Annotated in this window: 10 protein-coding genes; 2 read left to right on the top strand and 8 right to left on the bottom strand. The window is 60.2% G+C overall.

The genetic code is table 11. The annotated features are described in order from the left end of the window. Positions 1-7: 7 nt before the first annotated feature. Positions 8-550 carry a YfaZ family outer membrane protein gene (locus V2S86_RS02495; RefSeq protein ID WP_330763142.1) on the bottom strand — a complete coding sequence of 181 codons (543 nt, stop codon included), beginning with the start codon at positions 548-550 and terminating at the stop codon, positions 8-10. A 334-nt stretch (positions 551-884) separates the two neighbouring features. Between V2S86_RS02495 and katA the strand changes: the two genes are divergently transcribed. Continuing rightward, the gene (gene katA / locus V2S86_RS02490) at positions 885-2,321 is read left to right on the top strand and encodes a catalase KatA (RefSeq protein WP_330761082.1); all 1,437 of its coding nucleotides are present in this window, start codon (positions 885-887) and stop codon (positions 2,319-2,321) included. Positions 2,322-2,361: 40 nt separating this feature from the next. Here the strand turns inward: katA and menE are convergent, their stop codons facing one another. The 6 genes from menE to menF form a co-directional block, all read right to left on the bottom strand. Beyond that, complete coding sequence (gene menE, locus V2S86_RS02485; RefSeq protein WP_330761081.1) at positions 2,362-3,747, bottom strand: o-succinylbenzoate--CoA ligase; 1,386 nt, start codon at positions 3,745-3,747, stop codon at positions 2,362-2,364. Further along, positions 3,735-4,718 carry an o-succinylbenzoate synthase gene (menC, locus tag V2S86_RS02480; RefSeq protein WP_330761080.1) on the bottom strand — a complete coding sequence of 328 codons (984 nt, stop codon included), beginning with the start codon at positions 4,716-4,718 and terminating at the stop codon, positions 3,735-3,737. Before menC ends, menE begins: the two co-directional genes overlap by 13 nt. Beyond that, positions 4,718-5,575 (bottom strand): 1,4-dihydroxy-2-naphthoyl-CoA synthase, encoded by an 858-nt coding sequence (gene menB / locus V2S86_RS02475; protein ID WP_330761079.1) that lies wholly within the window; start codon positions 5,573-5,575, stop codon positions 4,718-4,720. The genes menC and menB overlap by 1 nt, the downstream gene beginning before the upstream one ends. Positions 5,576-5,586: 11 nt before the next feature. Further along, positions 5,587-6,357, bottom strand: coding sequence for a 2-succinyl-6-hydroxy-2,4-cyclohexadiene-1-carboxylate synthase (menH, locus tag V2S86_RS02470; protein WP_330761078.1), 771 nt, complete (start codon positions 6,355-6,357; stop codon positions 5,587-5,589). Further along, positions 6,354-8,027, bottom strand: a complete 1,674-nt coding sequence (menD, locus tag V2S86_RS02465; RefSeq protein ID WP_330761077.1) for a 2-succinyl-5-enolpyruvyl-6-hydroxy-3-cyclohexene-1-carboxylic-acid synthase — start codon at positions 8,025-8,027, stop codon at positions 6,354-6,356. The genes menH and menD overlap by 4 nt, the downstream gene beginning before the upstream one ends. Before the next feature lie 252 nt (positions 8,028-8,279). Continuing rightward, entirely contained in the window at positions 8,280-9,572 is a 1,293-nt protein-coding gene (gene menF / locus V2S86_RS02460) for an isochorismate synthase MenF (protein ID WP_330761076.1), read from the bottom strand. A gap of 287 nt (positions 9,573-9,859) precedes the next feature. Here menF and V2S86_RS02455 point away from each other — a divergent pair, with 287 nt between their 5' ends. Continuing rightward, positions 9,860-18,502 (top strand): GH36-type glycosyl hydrolase domain-containing protein, encoded by an 8,643-nt coding sequence (locus tag V2S86_RS02455; protein WP_330761075.1) that lies wholly within the window; start codon positions 9,860-9,862, stop codon positions 18,500-18,502. A 43-nt stretch (positions 18,503-18,545) separates the two neighbouring features. Here V2S86_RS02455 and elaB read toward each other — a convergent pair whose 3' ends face one another. Further along, positions 18,546-18,857 (bottom strand): stress response protein ElaB, encoded by a 312-nt coding sequence (elaB, locus tag V2S86_RS02450; protein WP_330761074.1) that lies wholly within the window; start codon positions 18,855-18,857, stop codon positions 18,546-18,548. Between the last annotated feature and the right edge of the window lie 18 nt (positions 18,858-18,875).

Raw genomic sequence — 18,875 nt, 5'->3', positions numbered from 1 at the left:
GTTTCTATCAGAAGCTCAGACCCACTCCAACATACGGGCCATCGGCAAGCGTGTTGTCACGATGCCCGTCTTTCCCTTCCATCTTTATGTAGCGATAACCCACATCTACGCTGAGCGGGCGGAAAACGTTCCAACGCAGGCCGCCGCTGGCCTCGTTATACGCCTTCACGCCGCTGGTCAGCGAATCCGGTGCAAAATAACCTTCGCCATGCAGGCTAAAGTAACGGCTGATAGCCCAGTCCAGGCCGCCGCCCACCGCCAACGCGCCACCGTTATCGCCGTCTTTCGGGCTCAGGTACAGCGCCTTGCCACCTACAGTCGCGGTCAATGGCCCCAGCGGCAGACCGAAATTCAACCCCAGGCTACCGACGTTGCCGTTATGATCGCTGCGCGCCCAGTTGCCCGACAACCCCAGCCCGGTGCTACCGGTGTCTTGGCCGAAGCCGAGGTTGGTGTAATGCTCCCCAGCCTCGCCCGACAGGCTGAGAGCGCTCGCCGTACCGGTCACAAACAGCATACCCGCTGCGCACGCGACCAAAGTTTTTTTCATCATATTTCCCTCTCGTTTTTCATCCGTTCAGAATGATGTGAACCAACCCGTAATAATACGTCCCCGAGTTTATACCAAAGTACAACGAGCCTTTTAGGGATAACGGCTGAAAAATCCTTCTGATATCAGATAATTGTAAAGTTATGCAAGTAAAAGGCAAATCTGCGCTGACGACGTCAACGATAACTCAGACCTATTTGCCGTCATCGCCCAATAGATCTACAAATAGTAATGGCATTAATCAAAATCAGGGGAGAACCCCAGCAAAACTATCATGATGAACGTTTAAGCCACCCGAGCATTAACTCAATGGCAATACGATAAGGAGCAAGTGATGAGCAAGAAAGGATTGACCACCGCAGCCGGCGCCCCGGTTGTCGATAACAATAATGTGATCACCGCGGGAAAACGCGGGCCGATGTTGCTGCAAGACGTCTGGTTCCTGGAGAAACTGGCCCATTTCGATCGCGAAGTGATCCCCGAGCGCCGCATGCACGCCAAAGGTTCCGGCGCTTACGGCACTTTCACCGTCACCCATGATATTACCCAATACACCCGCGCAAAAATCTTCGCTGAAATCGGCAAGCAAACCGACATGTTCATTCGCTTCTCCACCGTAGCCGGTGAGCGCGGTGCAGCAGACGCCGAACGCGACATTCGCGGCTTTGCCATGAAGTTTTACACCGATGAGGGCAACTGGGATCTGGTCGGCAACGACACACCGGTATTCTATCTGCGCGATCCGCTGAAGTTCCCCGATCTTAACCACGTAGTAAAACGCGATCCGCACACCAACCTGCGCAACCCGGTATACAAATGGGATTTCTTCTCCCATCTGCCGGAGTCCCTGCACCAATTGACCATCGATTTCAGCGATCGCGGCATCCCGAAGTCCTATCGCCACATGCACGGTTTCGGTAGCCACACCTACAGCTTTATCAATGCCAATAACGAACGTTTCTGGGTGAAATTCCACTTCCGCTGCGAACAGGGTATTGAAAACCTGATGGATGACGAAGCGGAAGCGATCATCGCCAAGGATCGCGAAAGCTCGCAGCGCGACTTGTTCGACGCAATCAAGCGCGGTGATTTCCCTCGCTGGAAACTGCAAATCCAAATCATGCCTGAACACGAAGCCTCGCAGACGCCCTACAACCCGTTCGATCTGACCAAGGTATGGCCGCATGGCGACTACCCGTTGATCGACGTCGGCTTCTTCGAACTGAACCGCAACCCGGACAATTATTTCTCGGAAGTCGAACAGGTAGCGATGAACCCGGCCAACGTGGTGCCGGGCGTCAGCTTCTCGCCGGACAAAATGCTGCAGGGGCGCCTGTTCTCTTACGGGGATGCGCACCGCTACCGCCTGGGCGTTAACCATCACCAAATCCCGGTTAACGGCGCCAAATGCCCATTCCACAACTATCACCGCGACGGCGCGATGCGCGTGGACGGCAACAGCGGCAACGGAGCGACCTACGAGCCGAACAGTTTCGGCCTGTTCCAGGAACAACCGGACTTCAGCGAACCGCCGTTAAGCCTCGAAGGTGCGGCCGATCACTGGAATCACCGCGAGGATAAGGATTATTTCAGTCAGCCGCGCGCGCTGTTCAACCTGCTGAGCGCCGAAGAACACCAGCGTATGTTCACCCGTATCGCCGGTGAGCTGTCGCAGGTGCCGGAACAGATCCAACGCCGTCAGGTCGATCTGTTTACCCAGGTGCACCCGGACTACGGTGCCGGCGTGGCCAGAGCGCTGGGCCTGATGTAATCGGCCCTGTTTACCGCCACGGCCGCCTTCGGGCGGCTTTTTATGTCGTTGAAAGTTGCTCCGCCACCCATTGCTGCAACAAACGGCGCGACATCTTGATGCCGCCGTTTTTCAGCTCGTCGGGTAAAGCGAACAGCGCCGCCGGGCGCTGGAAGTTGGCCAGCTTGCCCCGTGACCACGTCAGCAGTGCGTCCAACACCAGGGGCGATTCGCTGTCGATCACCGCCACCGGCCGCTGTCCGAATTCCGCATCTTCCACCGGCACCACAAACGCCTGCGTAATCTGCGGATGCTCCGTCAGCACGCGTTCAATATCCTCCGGTTGCACACCTTCCCCCCCGCTGAAAAACAGGTTATCCAGCCGTCCGATAATTCGCAGCTCCCCCTGTTCCATCACGCCGCGATCGCGGGTATGAAACCAGCCTTGCTCGTCGGCCAGCGGCTGCAAAGCGCCGCGATGCCAATACCCCAACGCCAGGCTCTGCGCGCGGATCCATACTTCCTCATCCACCAGTCGAATTTCACGGCCGACCAGCGGTAACCCAACGCCCGGCCGCGCGTCGGCGCGCTTGGCACAGACCGTAGAAGCCAGTTCTGTCAAACCGTAGCCGCACCAGCAACGAATACCCGCCGCCTCCGCCTGTTCGGTCAGCGCAACCGGGATCATCGCCCCGCCCAGCAGCACCTCTTTTAGCGTCAGATCGTCCAGCGGCTGCGCCAACAGCCGCCACAGCTGCGTCGGCACCAGCGAGGCATGAGTGCAGCCCGCCAATGCGTCGGCCAAGGAAGACATATCGCGCACCACCAGCGAGGCCCCCGCTGCCAGCCAGCGCCAGACAATGCCCTGGCCGGATACGTGAAACAGCGGCAGAGAAAGCAACCAACGATCCTGCGGCTGAAAATCCATCAGCCGCAGCACCCCTTCCGCACTGGCTAAATGCCCGGCGCCGTTATGCCCGGCGGCCTTTGGCATACCGCTGGAGCCGGAGGTCAGCGTCAGCGTCGCCAGCTGCTGCGGATCCCAGACGGGCAAAGCCAGCCAACGCGGCTCGGTAGAGGGCGGGGTCAACGGAATCAGAGCGGTCGACAACGCCGGCAAAGGATCCGGGCTGAAGACAAACGCCATATCCAGGTCGGGCAATAGCCTGTCCAGCAGAGAAACGGGCAAGGCCGGATTCAACGGCAACAACCGCGCACCGCACTGCAGCAGCGCCAGATAGGCCAGCAGCAGCGGATAGCTGTTCTTGCCGTACAGCGCAACACCACTGCCGGGTTCAACACCCTGATGCTGAAAATCGGCCGCCAGCTCATCCACCTGGCGTTGCAGTTCCATCCAGTTGACCGGCTGCCGGCCGACAATCACCGCCGTCGCCTGCGGTTGCCGCTGCGCCCAGTGCCGCCACGGCCAATCGTTCAACTGCGCCATAGGCATTCCATCGTTTGCGGATCCCGCAATGGCAGGCGGCTGCCCGGCCAACGCCGCAGCAACTGTGCCTGCATCAAATCGAGCGTATCCAACCCGGGAATCGTGGCCGGCGTCAGCCAGTGCGCGATGCGCGCCAGTTGGGTCAGCCCCAGGCTGGATTCGAGGCTGGAGCTGATCACCGCCGTCAACCCGGCCGCCTGGGCCTGCTCCACCAGAGCCTGACAATGGCTCAGGCTGCCGACCAGCGTGGGTTTGATCACTATCGCCGCCACGCCCGGTTCCGCCTGCACCACAAAATCCGCCTCGCGCACGCTCTCGTCCCAGGCGATGGCAATGCCGGTCGCCAGGGCGAAATCCCGTGATTCATCGCGGGTTTTGCAGGGTTCTTCGAGAAAGGCGATGCGATCGCGCAGCGCCGGGTTGACGTATTTGGCGAAACCCTCGGCTTTGGCACGGGTCCAACTGCGGTTGGCGTCCAGCCGCAAGCGCAAATCCGGCAGCGCTTCCAGCAGCACGTTAACGATCATGCCGTCACGCACCGCCTCATACAGCCCCACCTTCACCTTGGCGACCTTCTCGCCCGGCAGCGCGCTCAATACCTCGAACAGTTCATCGGGATCGCCGGTGCAGAGCGGTGCTTTGCGATAATCGGCCTGCTGCGGCAGGCGCTGTTCCAGCTCGGCCAGCGCGCAGCTGGTGCCGAACGCCACCGAAGGCAGCGGGCTGTCTGCCGGCAACAACCCCGCCTGCCAGCCTTGCAGCCAGGCCAGCACAGCCTGTTCGGCTTCGGCCAGCGTTTCCTGGCTGAACGCCGGCAGCGGCGCAATCTCGCCCCAGCCTTCCTGCTCGCCCTGCTGCAGATGAATCAGCAGGCCATCACGGGTTTTCAGCCGCTGGTTACGCAGCACCACTCCCGCCTCCATCGGCAGGCGGTAACGATAAACCGCGGCGTTGCGGATCGGCGCGTTCATTACGGGTTACGCTTGAATTTGCTGAAGTCCGGCCGGCGCTTTTCGTTAAACGCGTTGCGCCCTTCCTGGCCTTCGTCGGTCATGTAGAACAGCATGGTGGCGTTGCCCGCCAACTCTTGCAGGCCCGCCTGGCCGTCACAATCGGCATTCAGCGCCGCTTTCAGGCAGCGCAGCGCCATCGGGCTGTTCTGCAGCATTTCGCGGCACCAGCGCACGGTTTCTTTTTCCAGGTCAGCCAGTGGCACTACGGTGTTGACCAGGCCCATATCCAGCGCGGCGGCAGCGTCATACTGGCGGCACAGGAACCAAATCTCACGCGCTTTCTTCTGGCCGACGATGCGCGCCATGTAAGAGGCCCCCCAGCCGCCGTCGAACGAACCGACTTTCGGGCCGGTCTGGCCAAAGATGGCGTTGTCCGCCGCGATGGTCAGATCGCACATCATGTGCAGCACATGGCCACCGCCGATCGAATAACCGGCCACCATCGCCACCACCGGTTTCGGGCAGGTGCGGATCTGGCGCTGGAAGTCGAGCACGTTCAGGTGATGTACGCCGCTGTCGTCCTGATAGCCGCCGTAGTCGCCGCGCACTTTCTGATCGCCGCCGGAACAGAAGGCTTTATCGCCGGCACCGGTGAGAATAATGGTGCCGATACCCTCGTCATAACGGGCATTAGCCAGCGCTTCCAGCATCTCTTTCACCGTATGCGGACGGAACGCGTTGCGCACTTGCGGGCGGTTGATGGTGATTTTAGCGATGCCGTCGATGGATTTGTGATACAGGATATCGTCGAAATCACCGGAGCAATCCTGCCAGTCGATGGCGGCATACAGGTGTTCTTCATTCGGATAAAGCATGATCGGTTCCTTTAACCAGGGTTAACGAGAAAGGACTGCAGCTCGGCGACGAAATCCTGCGGGTTAGCCAGGTGCGCATTGTGTCCGGCCTGCGGCACGGTGCGTAACGGCAACCCGGCGTCGCGCGCCAGCCGTTGAAATTTGGGGTCATTTTCGCCGCACAGCACCATCAGCGGCACGGTCAATTGCTGCAACTGCGGTGCCAGATAAGGCTGTTGGCCGAGCGAGGTGGCTTGCAGCATGTCAGCCACCGCCGGGCCGCTGTTGTCGGATCGCGCGGCAATCAACGCATCGCGATGCACCCCGCTGAGTTCGGTGAATACCGGCTGCTGATACCAGTCCGCCAGCACCTCGGCGATCGGCTGATGCCGGAATCGTTCTGCCCAGGCGGCGTCCTGCGTACGGCGTTGGCCGCGCAGCTCTTCGCTGTCCAACCCCGGATTGCCGCCCTCGACAATCACCCCCAGCAGGCCGTCAGTTTGGCCATGGCAAGCGTGATACATGGCAATGCGCCCGCCCAGCGAATAGCCCACCAGCCAATAGCGTTCGATGTCATGCATCTGCAGAGTGGCGCTGATTTGCGCGCTGATATCGTCAAAACCGCGGCACGCCACGGCAACCGAATCGCCGTGGCCGGGCAGATCAATGGCCAGCGACGGCCACTCCGGGCAATGCGCGGCGATCACCCGCCACTCATTATTGTTACCCAGCAGGCCATGCAGCCAAACCAGCCAAGGGCGGCCCGGTTCGCCCCGTTGTAAAACACGTGTCGCCAGCATCATTGCCCCGCCATTTGTTGCACCAGATGCCGCAATGTCTCGGCGCCGTCGCTCGGCGGCACCTGCAGCTCAATCAAGGTAGCGCCGCCGTGGCGCCAACCTTGTTCAACCGCCTGCCGCAGTTGCCCCCAGTTTTCCGGCCGCGCATAGTTCAGTTGGAACATCGCCGCGGCATGGCTGAAATCCACGTCCTGCGGCATGCAGTAGAAACGCTGGCGATCTTCTTCCGGCGTCGGCAACAGTGAAAAAATCTGGCCACCGTTGTTATTCACCACAATCAGCACCGTAGGCGCAGAACACTGCCGCAGCAGCGCCAACGCATTCAGATCGTAAAGTGCGGAGAGATCCCCCACCACCGCCAGCGTCGGTTTGGCCGTTGCCCGTTGTACACCGGCTGCGGTAGAGATAAGGCCGTCGATACCGCTGGCGCCGCGATTGCTGAACACGGGGTAACCGGCCGGCAATCGGGTCAAGGCGTCAATCAGCCGCACAATCAGGCTGTTGCCGAGGAACAGTTGGCCGTTTTCCGTCAGCAACTCCGGCAGACGGTGCGCCAACTGCGCCTCGCCAAAACGGTTCACCAGATAGCCGGAGACGGCGTCCAGAGCGCGCTCCGCCAGTGACGCCAGCGCTTCGGCCCAGGCGGAACGCGGCTGCGCCGGATGCAGCTCGAGCCATTGCGCCACGCCGGAGCGGATGCGGCGGCCACGGTGATGAGCCGGGTCGAGTCGGCCCGGCAACTCATCGATCAGCCAATATTCTTGCGGCCGGCACTGCGCCTGCCATTGCAACAGGCGTTTGCCGGTCAGGCTACTGCCAAATTGCACCACCAACTGCGCGTCTTGCAAAATGCGCTGCGCCTGAGGCTGATCCAGCCATAAATCGGCGCAGGGCAGCGGCTGGCCGGTCTGGGACAGCACATCGCCAATCAGCGGCCAGCCAAGCGTTGCGGCCCAGTGAGCCAGCTGCTCACCCTCTTGGGCGCTCATGCGCCCCGCCACCACCACGCCGCGTTTTTGCCGCCAGAAGAACCAATCCGGCTGTTTCAGCACCTCATGGGGATCCATTTCCCGCAGCCAGGGCTGGTTGCCTTGCCACCAGTCGCCAAGCGCCGCCGACCAGTCGGCGTAATGTTGTTCGTCGCCGCCGTACAGCGGTTCGGCAAAGGGGCAGTTGATATGCAAAGCGCCGTGCTGCAAGCGCGCCATGGCACTGTCGACAGTGGAGGCCAACCAACGGGCGGGGATATCCGGCGTCGGGCGCGGCAGTTCAATGCTCAGCGCCGGGTGACTGGCATAAAGGCCGGTTTGGCGGATTGCCTGATTGGCGCCGCAGTCGATCAGCTCTGGCGGCCGATCGGCGGTGAGAAACACCAGCCGTTCACCGGTCAGCCCGGCTTCAATCAGAGAAGGATAGAGATTTGCGGCGGCGGTGCCGGAAGTGACGATCACCGCCACCGGTTCACGCGACGCCTTCGCCAGGCCAAGCGCCAGATGGCCCAGCCCGCGTTCATCGAAATGGGTATGGCAGACAAAAGATCTGTTAGCCGCCGCAGCCAGTGTCAACGGCGTAGAGCGCGATCCCGGAGCGATACAAACATGCCGTACTCCATGCCGGGCCAGCGCTTCCAACAACAACGCCGCCCATCGGCGATTAAAAACACTTGTCGACATAATTCGCTCACAAGTCGGTTAACAGAATCATCCTTCGGCACCCGCTATTTAACGGCATGCCAAAAATCATGTTCTGTATTATATGAGCAGTTATCTCCACGACTTTTGCGCCAGCGCAAAAACGCCGCATATCCCTGTGACTTTACGGCAGACAATCCTTTGATTTAGCACAATTAAAAAACAAAATATTCACAAGTACCTTACATCTTCCGCGTTTGCCGCCCAGCAAACCCTGACAAGAAACAGGGGTATTCAACCCAGGTTGCCGGGCTGCAACAAGGTCAACAGCCCGGCAACCTTGTTTTCGACTTCCTGCCACTCTTCGGCGGCATCGGAACCGGCCACGATACCGGCACCGGCGTAGAGCCTTAGCCCTTCCCCCTCTAACTGCGCGCAGCGTAGTGCAACGCAAAACTCACTGAGGGAAGAGGAAAGATAGCCGGCCGATCCGGCATACCAGCCGCGGGAGAAAGGTTCATGTTGCAGAATAAATTCGCGCGCCGCCTGGCGCGGCAACCCGGCCACCGCCGCCGTCGGTTGCAGCCGCTGCAGGCAATCGGCATCGTCACCCTGATTGAGTTGCCCTTCGATGCGGCGCCTCAAATGCTGCACCTTACGCAAGCGCACCACTTCCGGCGGCAGCACGTCAAGCGAACCGGCCCCCCCTTGCAGACGTTGGCAGATATCGTCCACCACCAGCAGGTTCTCGTGCCGGTTCTTGGCGTCGCCCTGTAACCACTGCGCCAGCGCCTGCGCCCGTTGTTTATCGGGATGATTGGCTACGGTACCCGCCAGCGCTTCGGTCAGCAGTTGCAGGCCATTTCGGCGATACAGCCTTTCCGGGCTGGAACCGAGAAATGCGGAATGTGCATCAAATCTCAGCATAAAGTGGTAGCATCGGTGATTCACCCTACGGCTGGCGTCCATCATCGCCGGCGCGGACAGCGGGCCATCCAGCGTCAGCAACGTGCTGCGCGCCAACACCACCTTCTCCATCTGTTGCCGCTCGATCGCTTTCAGCGCCTCGTGCAACATGATTTCCCATCCGGCACGGGCCGGTTGATGCTGCACCTTGTTCACTTCAGCCTTCAATGGCGCGATTGGCCGGGCAGCCACTACATTTTCCAACCAGCGGCCGGCTGCGTCCGCATCGTCACGCAGCGAGCTTTCGGAAAACAAATTAAGCGTTAGCTGGGCTTCACCTTCGCGGCTCAGAATTTCCAGGCGCGGCAAAAATAAATGCGCCAGGCCGTCAAAGGCGTTCAGCCCCCATATACGCGCGCCCTGATGCGCCCTGATAAACGCCTGAGCCTGTTCCGGCTGCGTAAACAGACGCAGCTCGCCACAGGCCGCCGCCTCTTCATGACCGTCGCGATGGCGCCAGTAAAACTGCGGGAATGCCGGCTGCGCCGCCAGCCATTCCAGTAAGGTAGCGGCCAGCGATGCAGGCACGGGAAGTGAAATCTGGCGGAAACCGCCTCCAACGGAAATAGGGGATTCAAGCTGCCGGCGCAAGCGCCTCAGCAATCCCGAAAGTTGCTCCACGGGCACCTCAATAACCAAACTTAATGTAGGGGATTATACGGTAAATGAAGACTGAACGGCGGAAAAATACCGGCGTTCAGTCAAAGTTCATACTCAAAAATTGTTTATAAAATCTAAACAATTAGTTCAAAAAACGGCCGACCGGGCATTATGCGACTATACTGAGAAAGCATGTTCCTGCCTGCTGCGAACCCACGCCAGATCTGCCCGGCGTTAAAAACAGGATGTTCACGATCTCCCAGCGGTTTCACCGGCTGTCCTTTGGGTCAGATGTAAGGAGCTTTTGTGTGAAAGAAATACTAATCAATTGGTTAAAAAAACAACGTAAAAATGCAAAAATAAAAACGTTGCCGTTACGGCGTAATCAAAACGCCCCCGAGACCAACGGCAACGCCATCAAGGCAGAACTGTTTTCTGTCGACCAAATGGAACGCTATGGCCAGCGCCTGGCTCGCTCGCACAAATTGGCGACGCGCAAAACCCCCTACTTTTTGCTGAAGCGGCTGGACGAAAACGAGCGCATTCTGGCGGAAAGTTGCCATCAGTTGAGCAACGGCAAAAAATCCAGCATGACCCCGGCCGGCGAATGGCTGCTCGATAACTACTATCTGATCGAAGAACAAATCCGCGTCGTGCGTCATCATCTGCCGAAAACCTTCGGCCGCGGCCTGCCGCAGCTGGCTGCGCCGCATAATTGCCCGCGAATCTATGACGTGGCCGCCGAAGCCATTGCGCACGGCGACGGCCACTGGGACGCGGAGAGCCTGACGCGGTATATCGCCGCCTATCAAAAAGAAGCCAATCTGACGTTGGGCGAACTCTGGGCGCTGCCCGGCATGCTGCGCCTGGCGCTGATCGAGAATCTGCGGCGCGTCAGCGTCGAAGTAGCGCAGGCCCAGCGAGAACGCAATCTGGCCGACAGCTGGGTGACCAAAATGCTGGAGTCGGCCGAAAACGATCCTGCTAACCTGATCGTGGTCATTGCCGACATGGCACGCTCCAACCCCCCGCGCACCAGCGCCTTCGTCGCCGAATTGGTGCGGCGTTTACAGGGGCACGGCACCATGCTCGCATTGCCGCTCACCTGGGTAGAGCAGCGGTTGGCGGAGGTGAGCCTGAGCTCGGCTGAATTGATCCACCGCTTTAACCAACAGTTGGCCGTCAGCCAACTGTCGGTCAGCAACAGTATTTCCGGCCTGCGCCAGCTCAGTGAAATGGACTGGGCCGAGTTTGTCGAAACCATGAGCCAGGTCGATCAGACCCTGCGCGACGATCCGGCGGGAGTTTACCCGTTGATGCACTTCGACACCCGCGACAACTACCGTCATGTGATCGAAATGCTGGCGCGTCACTGCTCGCGCAATGAGGTTCAGGTCGCCCAGCACGTGCTGAATATGGCGCGGGTGGCGGCCGAAGATCCGTCCAGCGATCCGCGACGCAACCACGTTGGCTACTACCTGATTGACGATGGCAGGCCGGAGCTGGAACAGCAACTGGAGGTTCAGCTCGGGCGCATTACCCGCTTGCGCCATGCGTTAAATCAGGCGCCGCTGCTTTCCTGGTTAGGCAGCCTTAGCCTGATCACCACCGCCATCTGTGCGGAATTGCTGCGCCATGCCTACAGCACCGGCATCAGTTGGGGGTTGGCGCTGCTGTTCTTCCCGATGGCGGCGGTAGTCAGTCAATTCGTGCTGAACCTGCTTAGCGAGGTCACCACCCGCAGCCGCACGCCGCAGCCGTTGCCGAGGCTCGATTTCTCCTGCGGCATTCCCGCCGAGTTCCGTACCCTGGTGGTGATACCGACGTTGATCGGCAGCAAAAGCGGCGTCGATAAGCTGATCAACGCGCTTGAGGTCTGTTATCTGGGCAACGCGATGAAGCATCTGCACTTTGCCCTGCTCACCGACTTCAACGATGCGCCGCAAAAGCAGCAAGCGGAGGATGCCACTCTACTGGCCTATGCCTGCCAGCAAATGGAAGCGCTTAACGGCCGTTATCCCTGTGAAGGCCCCAGCCACTTTTTCCTGTTTCACCGCGATCGCGAATGGAATGAAAAACAGGGCGTATGGATGGGGCTGGAGCGCAAACGCGGCAAGCTGAATGCACTGAACGACTGGCTGCGTAACCGTGGCAACGCCTTCTGCACCCAGGTTGGCGCCGGCCTGGAAGTGCTAAAAAACGTGAAATACGTTATCACCCTCGACAGCGATACCGTATTGCCGCGCGAAAGCGCCCACCAGTTGATCGCCGCCATGGCGCACCCGCTTAATCAACCGCAGTACGACGCGCGTCAACAGCGGGTGGTGGAAGGCTACGCCATCTTGCAACCGCGCATGGCGGAGGAAATACCGAGCTACGGCCAGGGTCGCTACGCGGCACTGTGCAGCAGCACGCCGGGCAACGATCCCTATACGTTGATGGCCTCGGACATTTACCAGGATCTGTTTGGCGAAGGCTCCTTTATCGGCAAGGGCATCTACGATGTCGATGTGTTCTCGCACAGCCTCAAGGGCACCTGCCCACCGAACCTGGTGCTGAGCCACGATCTGCTGGAGGGCTGCTACGCCCGCTCCGGCCTGCTGAGCGACGTGTTGTTGTACGAACAGTATCCCAGCAATTATCTGGTGGACGTGGCACGCCGCACGCGCTGGATCCGCGGCGACTGGCAACTGCTCAACTGGCTGCTGCCACGAGTAAAAACCGAAGACGGCACCCGCACCGCCAACCCATTGAGCACCCTGTCGCGCTGGAAGCTGTTCGATAACCTGCGCCGCAGTCTGACATCGCCCAGCCTGCTGTTGCTGCTGTTTTGCGGTTTTGTCTGGCTGCCGAACACCCGTTACTGGCTGGCGGTCTTCACCATCATTCTGCTGTTGCCTACCCTGCTGGCGCTGTTGCAGGACGTTGCGCGCAAACCGCCGCGCAGGCCCTTCCTGCAGCATCTGCGGCTGGCGATGAACGGCTCGCTGCATCGGCTGGCTCAGGTCGGCCTGCGGCTGGCGACGCTGCCGCATGAAGCGCTGTATAGCCTCAAGGCGATCGCCATTACCCTTTGGCGACTGCTGATCAGCAAACGTAACCTGCAAGAGTGGACCAGCTACGCTCAATCCAGCGCCCGTCAGCAGGTGACTCTAAGAAACTTTTATCGGGCGATGTGGATCAATCCGGTAGCCGGCGCGGCGTTATTGCTGTTTAGCTTCCTGCACAACCCGATGGCGCTGTTTATCACGCTGCCTTTCGCCACCCTGTGGTGCCTGGCTCCGTTCCTGCTGTGTTATCTCAGCCACCAACCGCAGCGCAGTAAAACCGCGCTCGACGATGAACAGCGCCGCTTCCTGCGCCACACCAGCCGTCAAACCTGGGACTTCTTCAATACCTTCGTCAATCAGCAGGAAAACTGGCTGCCGCCGGATAACTATCAGGAGATACCGGAACCGGTGGTGGCGCACCGCACTTCACCGACCAATATCGGGCTGTCGTTGCTGGCCAACCTCACCGCCTATGATTTCGGCTACCTGACGCTCAGCGAGGCGCTGCGGCGCATTGAACTGACGCTTAACACGCTGGACCGCATGGAACACTATCGCGGCCACCTGTACAACTGGTACGACACCCGGACTTTGGAGCCGCTGAACCCGCGCTACATCTCCAGCGTGGACAGCGGTAACCTGGCCGGTCACCTGCTGACGCTCAGCGCCGGTCTGCCCGCGCTGGCCCATCAGCCGGTCATCAGCCCGCAATTAGTGCTGGCCGGGCTTGGAGACAGCCTGCAACTGCTGGAACAGCACTGGGGGGATGCCGCCCACAAAAACCTGCCGAAGCTGCGAAATCATTTCGAACAAGCGTTAAATAGCCATCCCGCCGCGTTGCAGGCCGAGCTGAATGCGATGCGCAATTACAGCAACGGGTTGCAGGAACCGGCGCTGAATCACGACGAAGAAGCCAAACGCTGGGCCGGCGCGCTGCATCAGCAACTCAACGAACTTTGCGCGGAATGGGCGCTGTGGTTCGGCTGGCTGGGCGACGACGTACCCGAGTTGACACAGGTGCCAAGCCTGCACTGGCTGGCCAATCCGCCGGCCCTGTTGACGTTGTCCGCAGAGCAGCAAAACCTGCTTGACGCCGCCGGCGCATTGGCGCAGGAACGGCTGGCGCAGTTGTACAGCCTGCAACAGCGGCTGGAAAAAATGGCGCAGATGGACTTCAACTTCCTGTATGACGAGTCGACCCATTTCCTGACCGTCGGTTTTAATTGCGATCAGAACCGAATGGACAGCAGTAAATACGATCTGCTGGCATCGGAAATCCGCCTGACCAACTACGTCGCCATCGCCACTAACCAGGTGCCTCAGCGCAGTTGGTTTGCGCTCGGCAGACTGTTTACCGTGATCGAAAATGAGCCGGCATTGATGTCGTGGAGCGGCTCGATGTTCGAATACCTGATGCCGCAGTTGGTGATGCCGGCCTACCCCGACTCCCTGCTGGTACAAATGTGCCGTGCAGCGGTGGAACGGCAAATCGCCTGGGGCAAGGAGCGCGGCGTGCCCTGGGGCATCTCCGAATCCGGCTATTTCGGCTTCGATGCCGATCAAAACTACCAGTATCACGCCTTTGGCGTACCGGGGCTGGGCCTGCGTCGCGGGCTGGGCGACGATATGGTGGTCGCGCCTTACGCGACGGTGATGGCGTTGATTGTCGATCCGGATGCCGCTTGCAGCAACCTCGTCGCCCTGGAAAAAAATGGCGCCAAAGGCCGCTACGGTTTTTACGAGGCGCTGGATTACACCACCGCACGCCTCAGCCGTGGCCAGCTGTACGTGATTATCCGTTCCTATATGGCGCACCATCAGGGCATGAGCTTCCTTGCCCTGTCCCATCTGCTGCTGGATGCCCCCATGGTGTCGCGCTTCGCCGATTATCCTGCATTCCAGTCGGCGCGCTTGCTGCTGCAAGAACGGGTACCGGATGCGGTTGAGCTGTACAGCACCCGTCGTCACTTCGAAACCCATGAGGGCACCATTACCCCGGCCAGCTTCATTGCGCGTGAGTTCAACCGGGTAGATTCGCCGATCCCGGAAGTGCAATTGCTGTCGAACGCCAACTACCACCTGATGCTAACCCAGGCCGGCGGCAGCTACAGCCGCTGGCAGAACCTGGCCCTGACCCGCTGGCGTGAAGACGCCACCTGCGACAACTGGGGCGCCTTCTGTTACCTGCGCGATCCGCAAACCGGTGAGGTATGGAGCAACACCTGGCAACCGATCGGCGGCGCAGCCAAGGGGTACAGTGCGGTGTTCAACGATGCCGGCGCCGAATATCAACGCCGGCAGGGCTCGCTGTCGGTCAAAACGCAGGTTGTGGTGTCGCCAGAGGACGATATCGAACTGCGGCGCATCACCCTGGTGAACCGCAGTAAGCAGCCGCGCATCATCGAAATCACCAGCTATGCGGAAGTGGTGCTGGCACCGGCCGGCAACGATCTGGCTCACCCGGCGTTCAGCAATTTGTTCGTTCAGACCGAATTGCTGCCGGATCAGGACGCCATTTTGTGTCACCGCCGCCCGCGCGAACCAAAAGAGAAATGTCCGTGGCTGCTGCATATGATGACGGTGCAGGGCCGCTCCAGCCAGACCTCGTTCGAAACCGATCGCGCCAAATTTATCGGCCGTGGCCGCACCCCGGCCAATCCGCAGGCGCTGTATCAAAATACGCCGTTGTCCAACAGCGCCGGGCCGGTCATCGATCCTATTATCTCCATCCGCCAGCGTGTGGTGCTGGAGCCCAACGTGCCATTGACGCTGGATATTTTCTACGGTGTTTGCGAAGACCGCGTCAGCAGCCTGGCCATGCTGGAAAAATACCGCGATCGCCATCTGGCGGACCGCGTGTTTGAACTGGCCTGGTCGCACAGTCAGGTGGTATTGCGCCAGCTGAACGCCAATGAGGAAGATGCCAACCTGTTCAACCGCCTGGCAAGTGCCGTCGTGTTCCCGGCGCAGGAGATGCGTGCCGCCAGCAGCGAAATCATCCAAAATCGCCGCGGCCAGTCGGGGCTATGGGGGCATTCGATCTCCGGCGATCTGCCGATCGTGCTGTTGACGGTGACCGATGGCGAGAACATCGGGCTGGTGCAGCAGCTGATTCAGGCGCACAACTACTGGCGACTGAAAGGGCTGCAGGTGGATCTGGTGATCCTTAACGAGGACGCCGGAGGCTACCGTCAGGAGTTGCAAAACCAGATAATGGGCCTGATCGCCGCCGGTATGGAATCGACCCAAACCGATAAACCGGGCGGCATTTTTGTGCGCACCAGCGAACATATGTCACCGGAAGATCACCGTCTGCTGCTTAGCGTGGCGCGTATCTACCTCGACGACCGACGCGGCGGATTGAATGAACAGCTGAACCAACGCCTGCAACTGCCGCAGATCCTGCAGCAGCCGCTGTCACCGGTTACCGCCTCGTCGAAACTGGCGACGGTAGACAATCTGCCGCGCAACCTGCATTCGCCGCAGCTGCCCGCCATTGACGCATTGCAGTTCTATAACGGCCTCGGCGGCTTCTCGGAGGATGGTCGTGAATATGTGATCGCCATGAACGAGAGCAAAATCACCCCTGCGCCCTGGTCAAACGTCATGGCCAACCCGATGTTCGGCTCGGTGGTCTCGGAAAGCGGCCAGGCGTACACCTGGTACGAAAACGCCCACGAATACCGCCTTACGCCTTGGGAAAACGATCCCATCTGCGACCGCAGCGGCGAAGCCTTCTATTTGCGTGACGAAGAAAGCGGCCACTTCTGGTCGCCGACGCCGCTGCCCGCCCGGGGACGCGGCCACTATCTGACGCGCCACGGCTTCGGTTACAGCGTGTTCGATCATCGCGAAAGCGGCATCGACAGCCAGTTCACCGTATTGGTCGCCAAAGAGGCGCCGGTGAAACTGTTCCTGTTGACGCTGACCAATACCTCCGGACGCACGCGCAAGCTGTCGGCTACCGGCTATGTGGAGTTCATTCTCGGCGATCTGCGGCAAAAAACGGCCATGCACATCGTCACGCAGGCGGCAACGCCCGAAAGCGGGTGCGGCATCCTGGCCACCAACCACTACGGTGGCAGCGGCTCGGAACGCACCGCCTTCTTCGGCGTCTCCGGCGCGCATTGTTCAGTCAGCGGCGATCGGCGCGAATTCATTGGCCGCAACGGCTCGTTGGCCGGCCCGGCAGTGCTGAAGCTGCGCAGGTTGTCCGACAAAGTGGGCGCCGGCATGGATCCCTGCGGCGCGGTACAGTCGGCGATCAGCCTGATCGATGGCGATCAGCGCAGCTTCGTGTTCGCCCTCGGCCTGGGGCAAAATGCCGATGAGGCCGAAGCGCTGCTGCAAAAATACCTGCAAGAAGAGAGCCTGCAGGAGGAGTTGCAACAGGTGGCGGCGCATTGGGACGGTATTCTCAACAAAGTGCAGATCAGTACGCCGCAACCGGCGGTCGATCTACTGGCCAATGGCTGGCTGCTGTACCAGACCCTCTCCTGCCGCATTCAGGCACGCAGCGGCTACTACCAATCCGGTGGCGCCTTTGGCTTCCGCGATCAGCTGCAGGATACGCTGGCGTTGACCCACGCCGCACCTGAACGGCTGCGCCAACAGATCCTGCTGTGCGCATCGCGCCAGTTTGTCGAAGGCGATGTGCAGCACTGGTGGCATCCGCCGCAGGGCAATGGCGTTCGCACACTCTGTTCGGATGATTATCTGTGGTTGCCGCTGGCGATTTGCCACTACCTGGACGCCACCGACGATCAAAGCATTCTGGAGGAGCAGGTCGGTTATCTGGAGGCGCGCAAGCTGGCACCGGGCGAAGAATCGTCCTACGAACAGCCGGCGCTGAGCGCGACGCAGGAAACCCTGTATCAGCACGGCGTGCGCGCGTTGAAACACGGGCTGAATTTCGGCGAGCATGGCCTGCCGCTGATGGGCGCCGGGGACTGGAACGACGGCATGAACATGGTCGGCCTGGAGGGGCGCGGCGAAAGCGTGTGGTTGGGTTTCTTCCTGTTCCACATTCTGCAGCGTTATGGCGATCTGGCGACCGCCCGCAGCGACACGGAACTGGCGACGCTCTGCCGTCAACAGGCCGCCACCCTGCGCGACAATCTGCGTGACCACGCCTGGGACGGCGAATGGTATCGCCGGGGTTACTTTGACAGCGGGGAGCCACTGGGCTCCCATGAATCGGCGGAGTGTCGCATCGATGCCATCGCCCAAAGCTGGTCGGTGCTGTCCGGTGCCGGGGATAAACCGCGCAGCCTGCAGGCGATGCAGTCGCTGGATAAACACCTGGTCGACAATCAGGCCGGCTTGATCAAACTGCTGACGCCGCCGTTCGACGGCAACGGCCCTAACCCGGGCTATATTCGCGGCTATCTGCCCGGCGTGCGCGAGAACGGGGGCCAATATACCCACGGAGCGGTCTGGGCGGTGATGGCCTTCGCCGAAATGGGCAATTTCGAACGCGCCTGGGAATTGATGGCGCTGATTAACCCCATCAACCATAGCCTGGACAGCACCGCCACCGAACGTTACAAGGTCGAGCCTTACGTGGTCACCGCCGATATCTACGCGGTGGCGCCGCATGTCGGCCGTGGCGGCTGGAGTTGGTATACCGGCTCCGCCGGCTGGATGTATCGGTTGATCGTCGAATCCTTGCTGGGGCTGAAACGCCACGGCGATCGGCTGACCATCAACACCCGGTTGCCCGCAGACTGGCCGCAGGTGACGCTTAACTACCGCGAAGGCGGCAGCGAGTATCGATTGACGATCCGTCAGGGTCAGGGCGAGACGCGGGTCACCGTGGACGGCGAACAACAACCTGAGGCGGCGATAATGCTGGTTGACGATGGGAAGATCCATCAGGTGGAGGTCATGCTGGGGCAGTAAACATCGGGGCGCGGCGATTGCCGCGCCCAATCTCAACAGGCCGTTATTTGCGTGCCAGCAACAAGCCCAGCACCAAACCGACCGTGGCGCCAATGCCTACGCTGTGCCAAGGTTTTTCGCGCACGTAGCCGTCTGTGCGGCAAACGACATCCTTGGCCCGAGCATAATAGGACTCGGTGGCGTCAGTCAGCCGCGACTTAACCTCGCTCAAGGCTTGTTCCGCGTTGGCCTTGATATCGATATAGGCCTGATCGGCGCGATCGCCGGAGTATTTCAACACTTCTTCCAGCGTGTCGCTCAGCATTCTCAGATCGTCATCCAGCGTGGTTTGATCCGCATCCGTATTTCTCGCCATGTTAAATTCTCCGTGGTT

The organism is Serratia sp. C2(1) (assembly GCF_036352655.1).
GTDB lineage: Bacteria > Pseudomonadota > Gammaproteobacteria > Enterobacterales > Enterobacteriaceae > Serratia > Serratia inhibens.
This window is presented reverse-complemented; position numbering and strand designations above follow the sequence as displayed.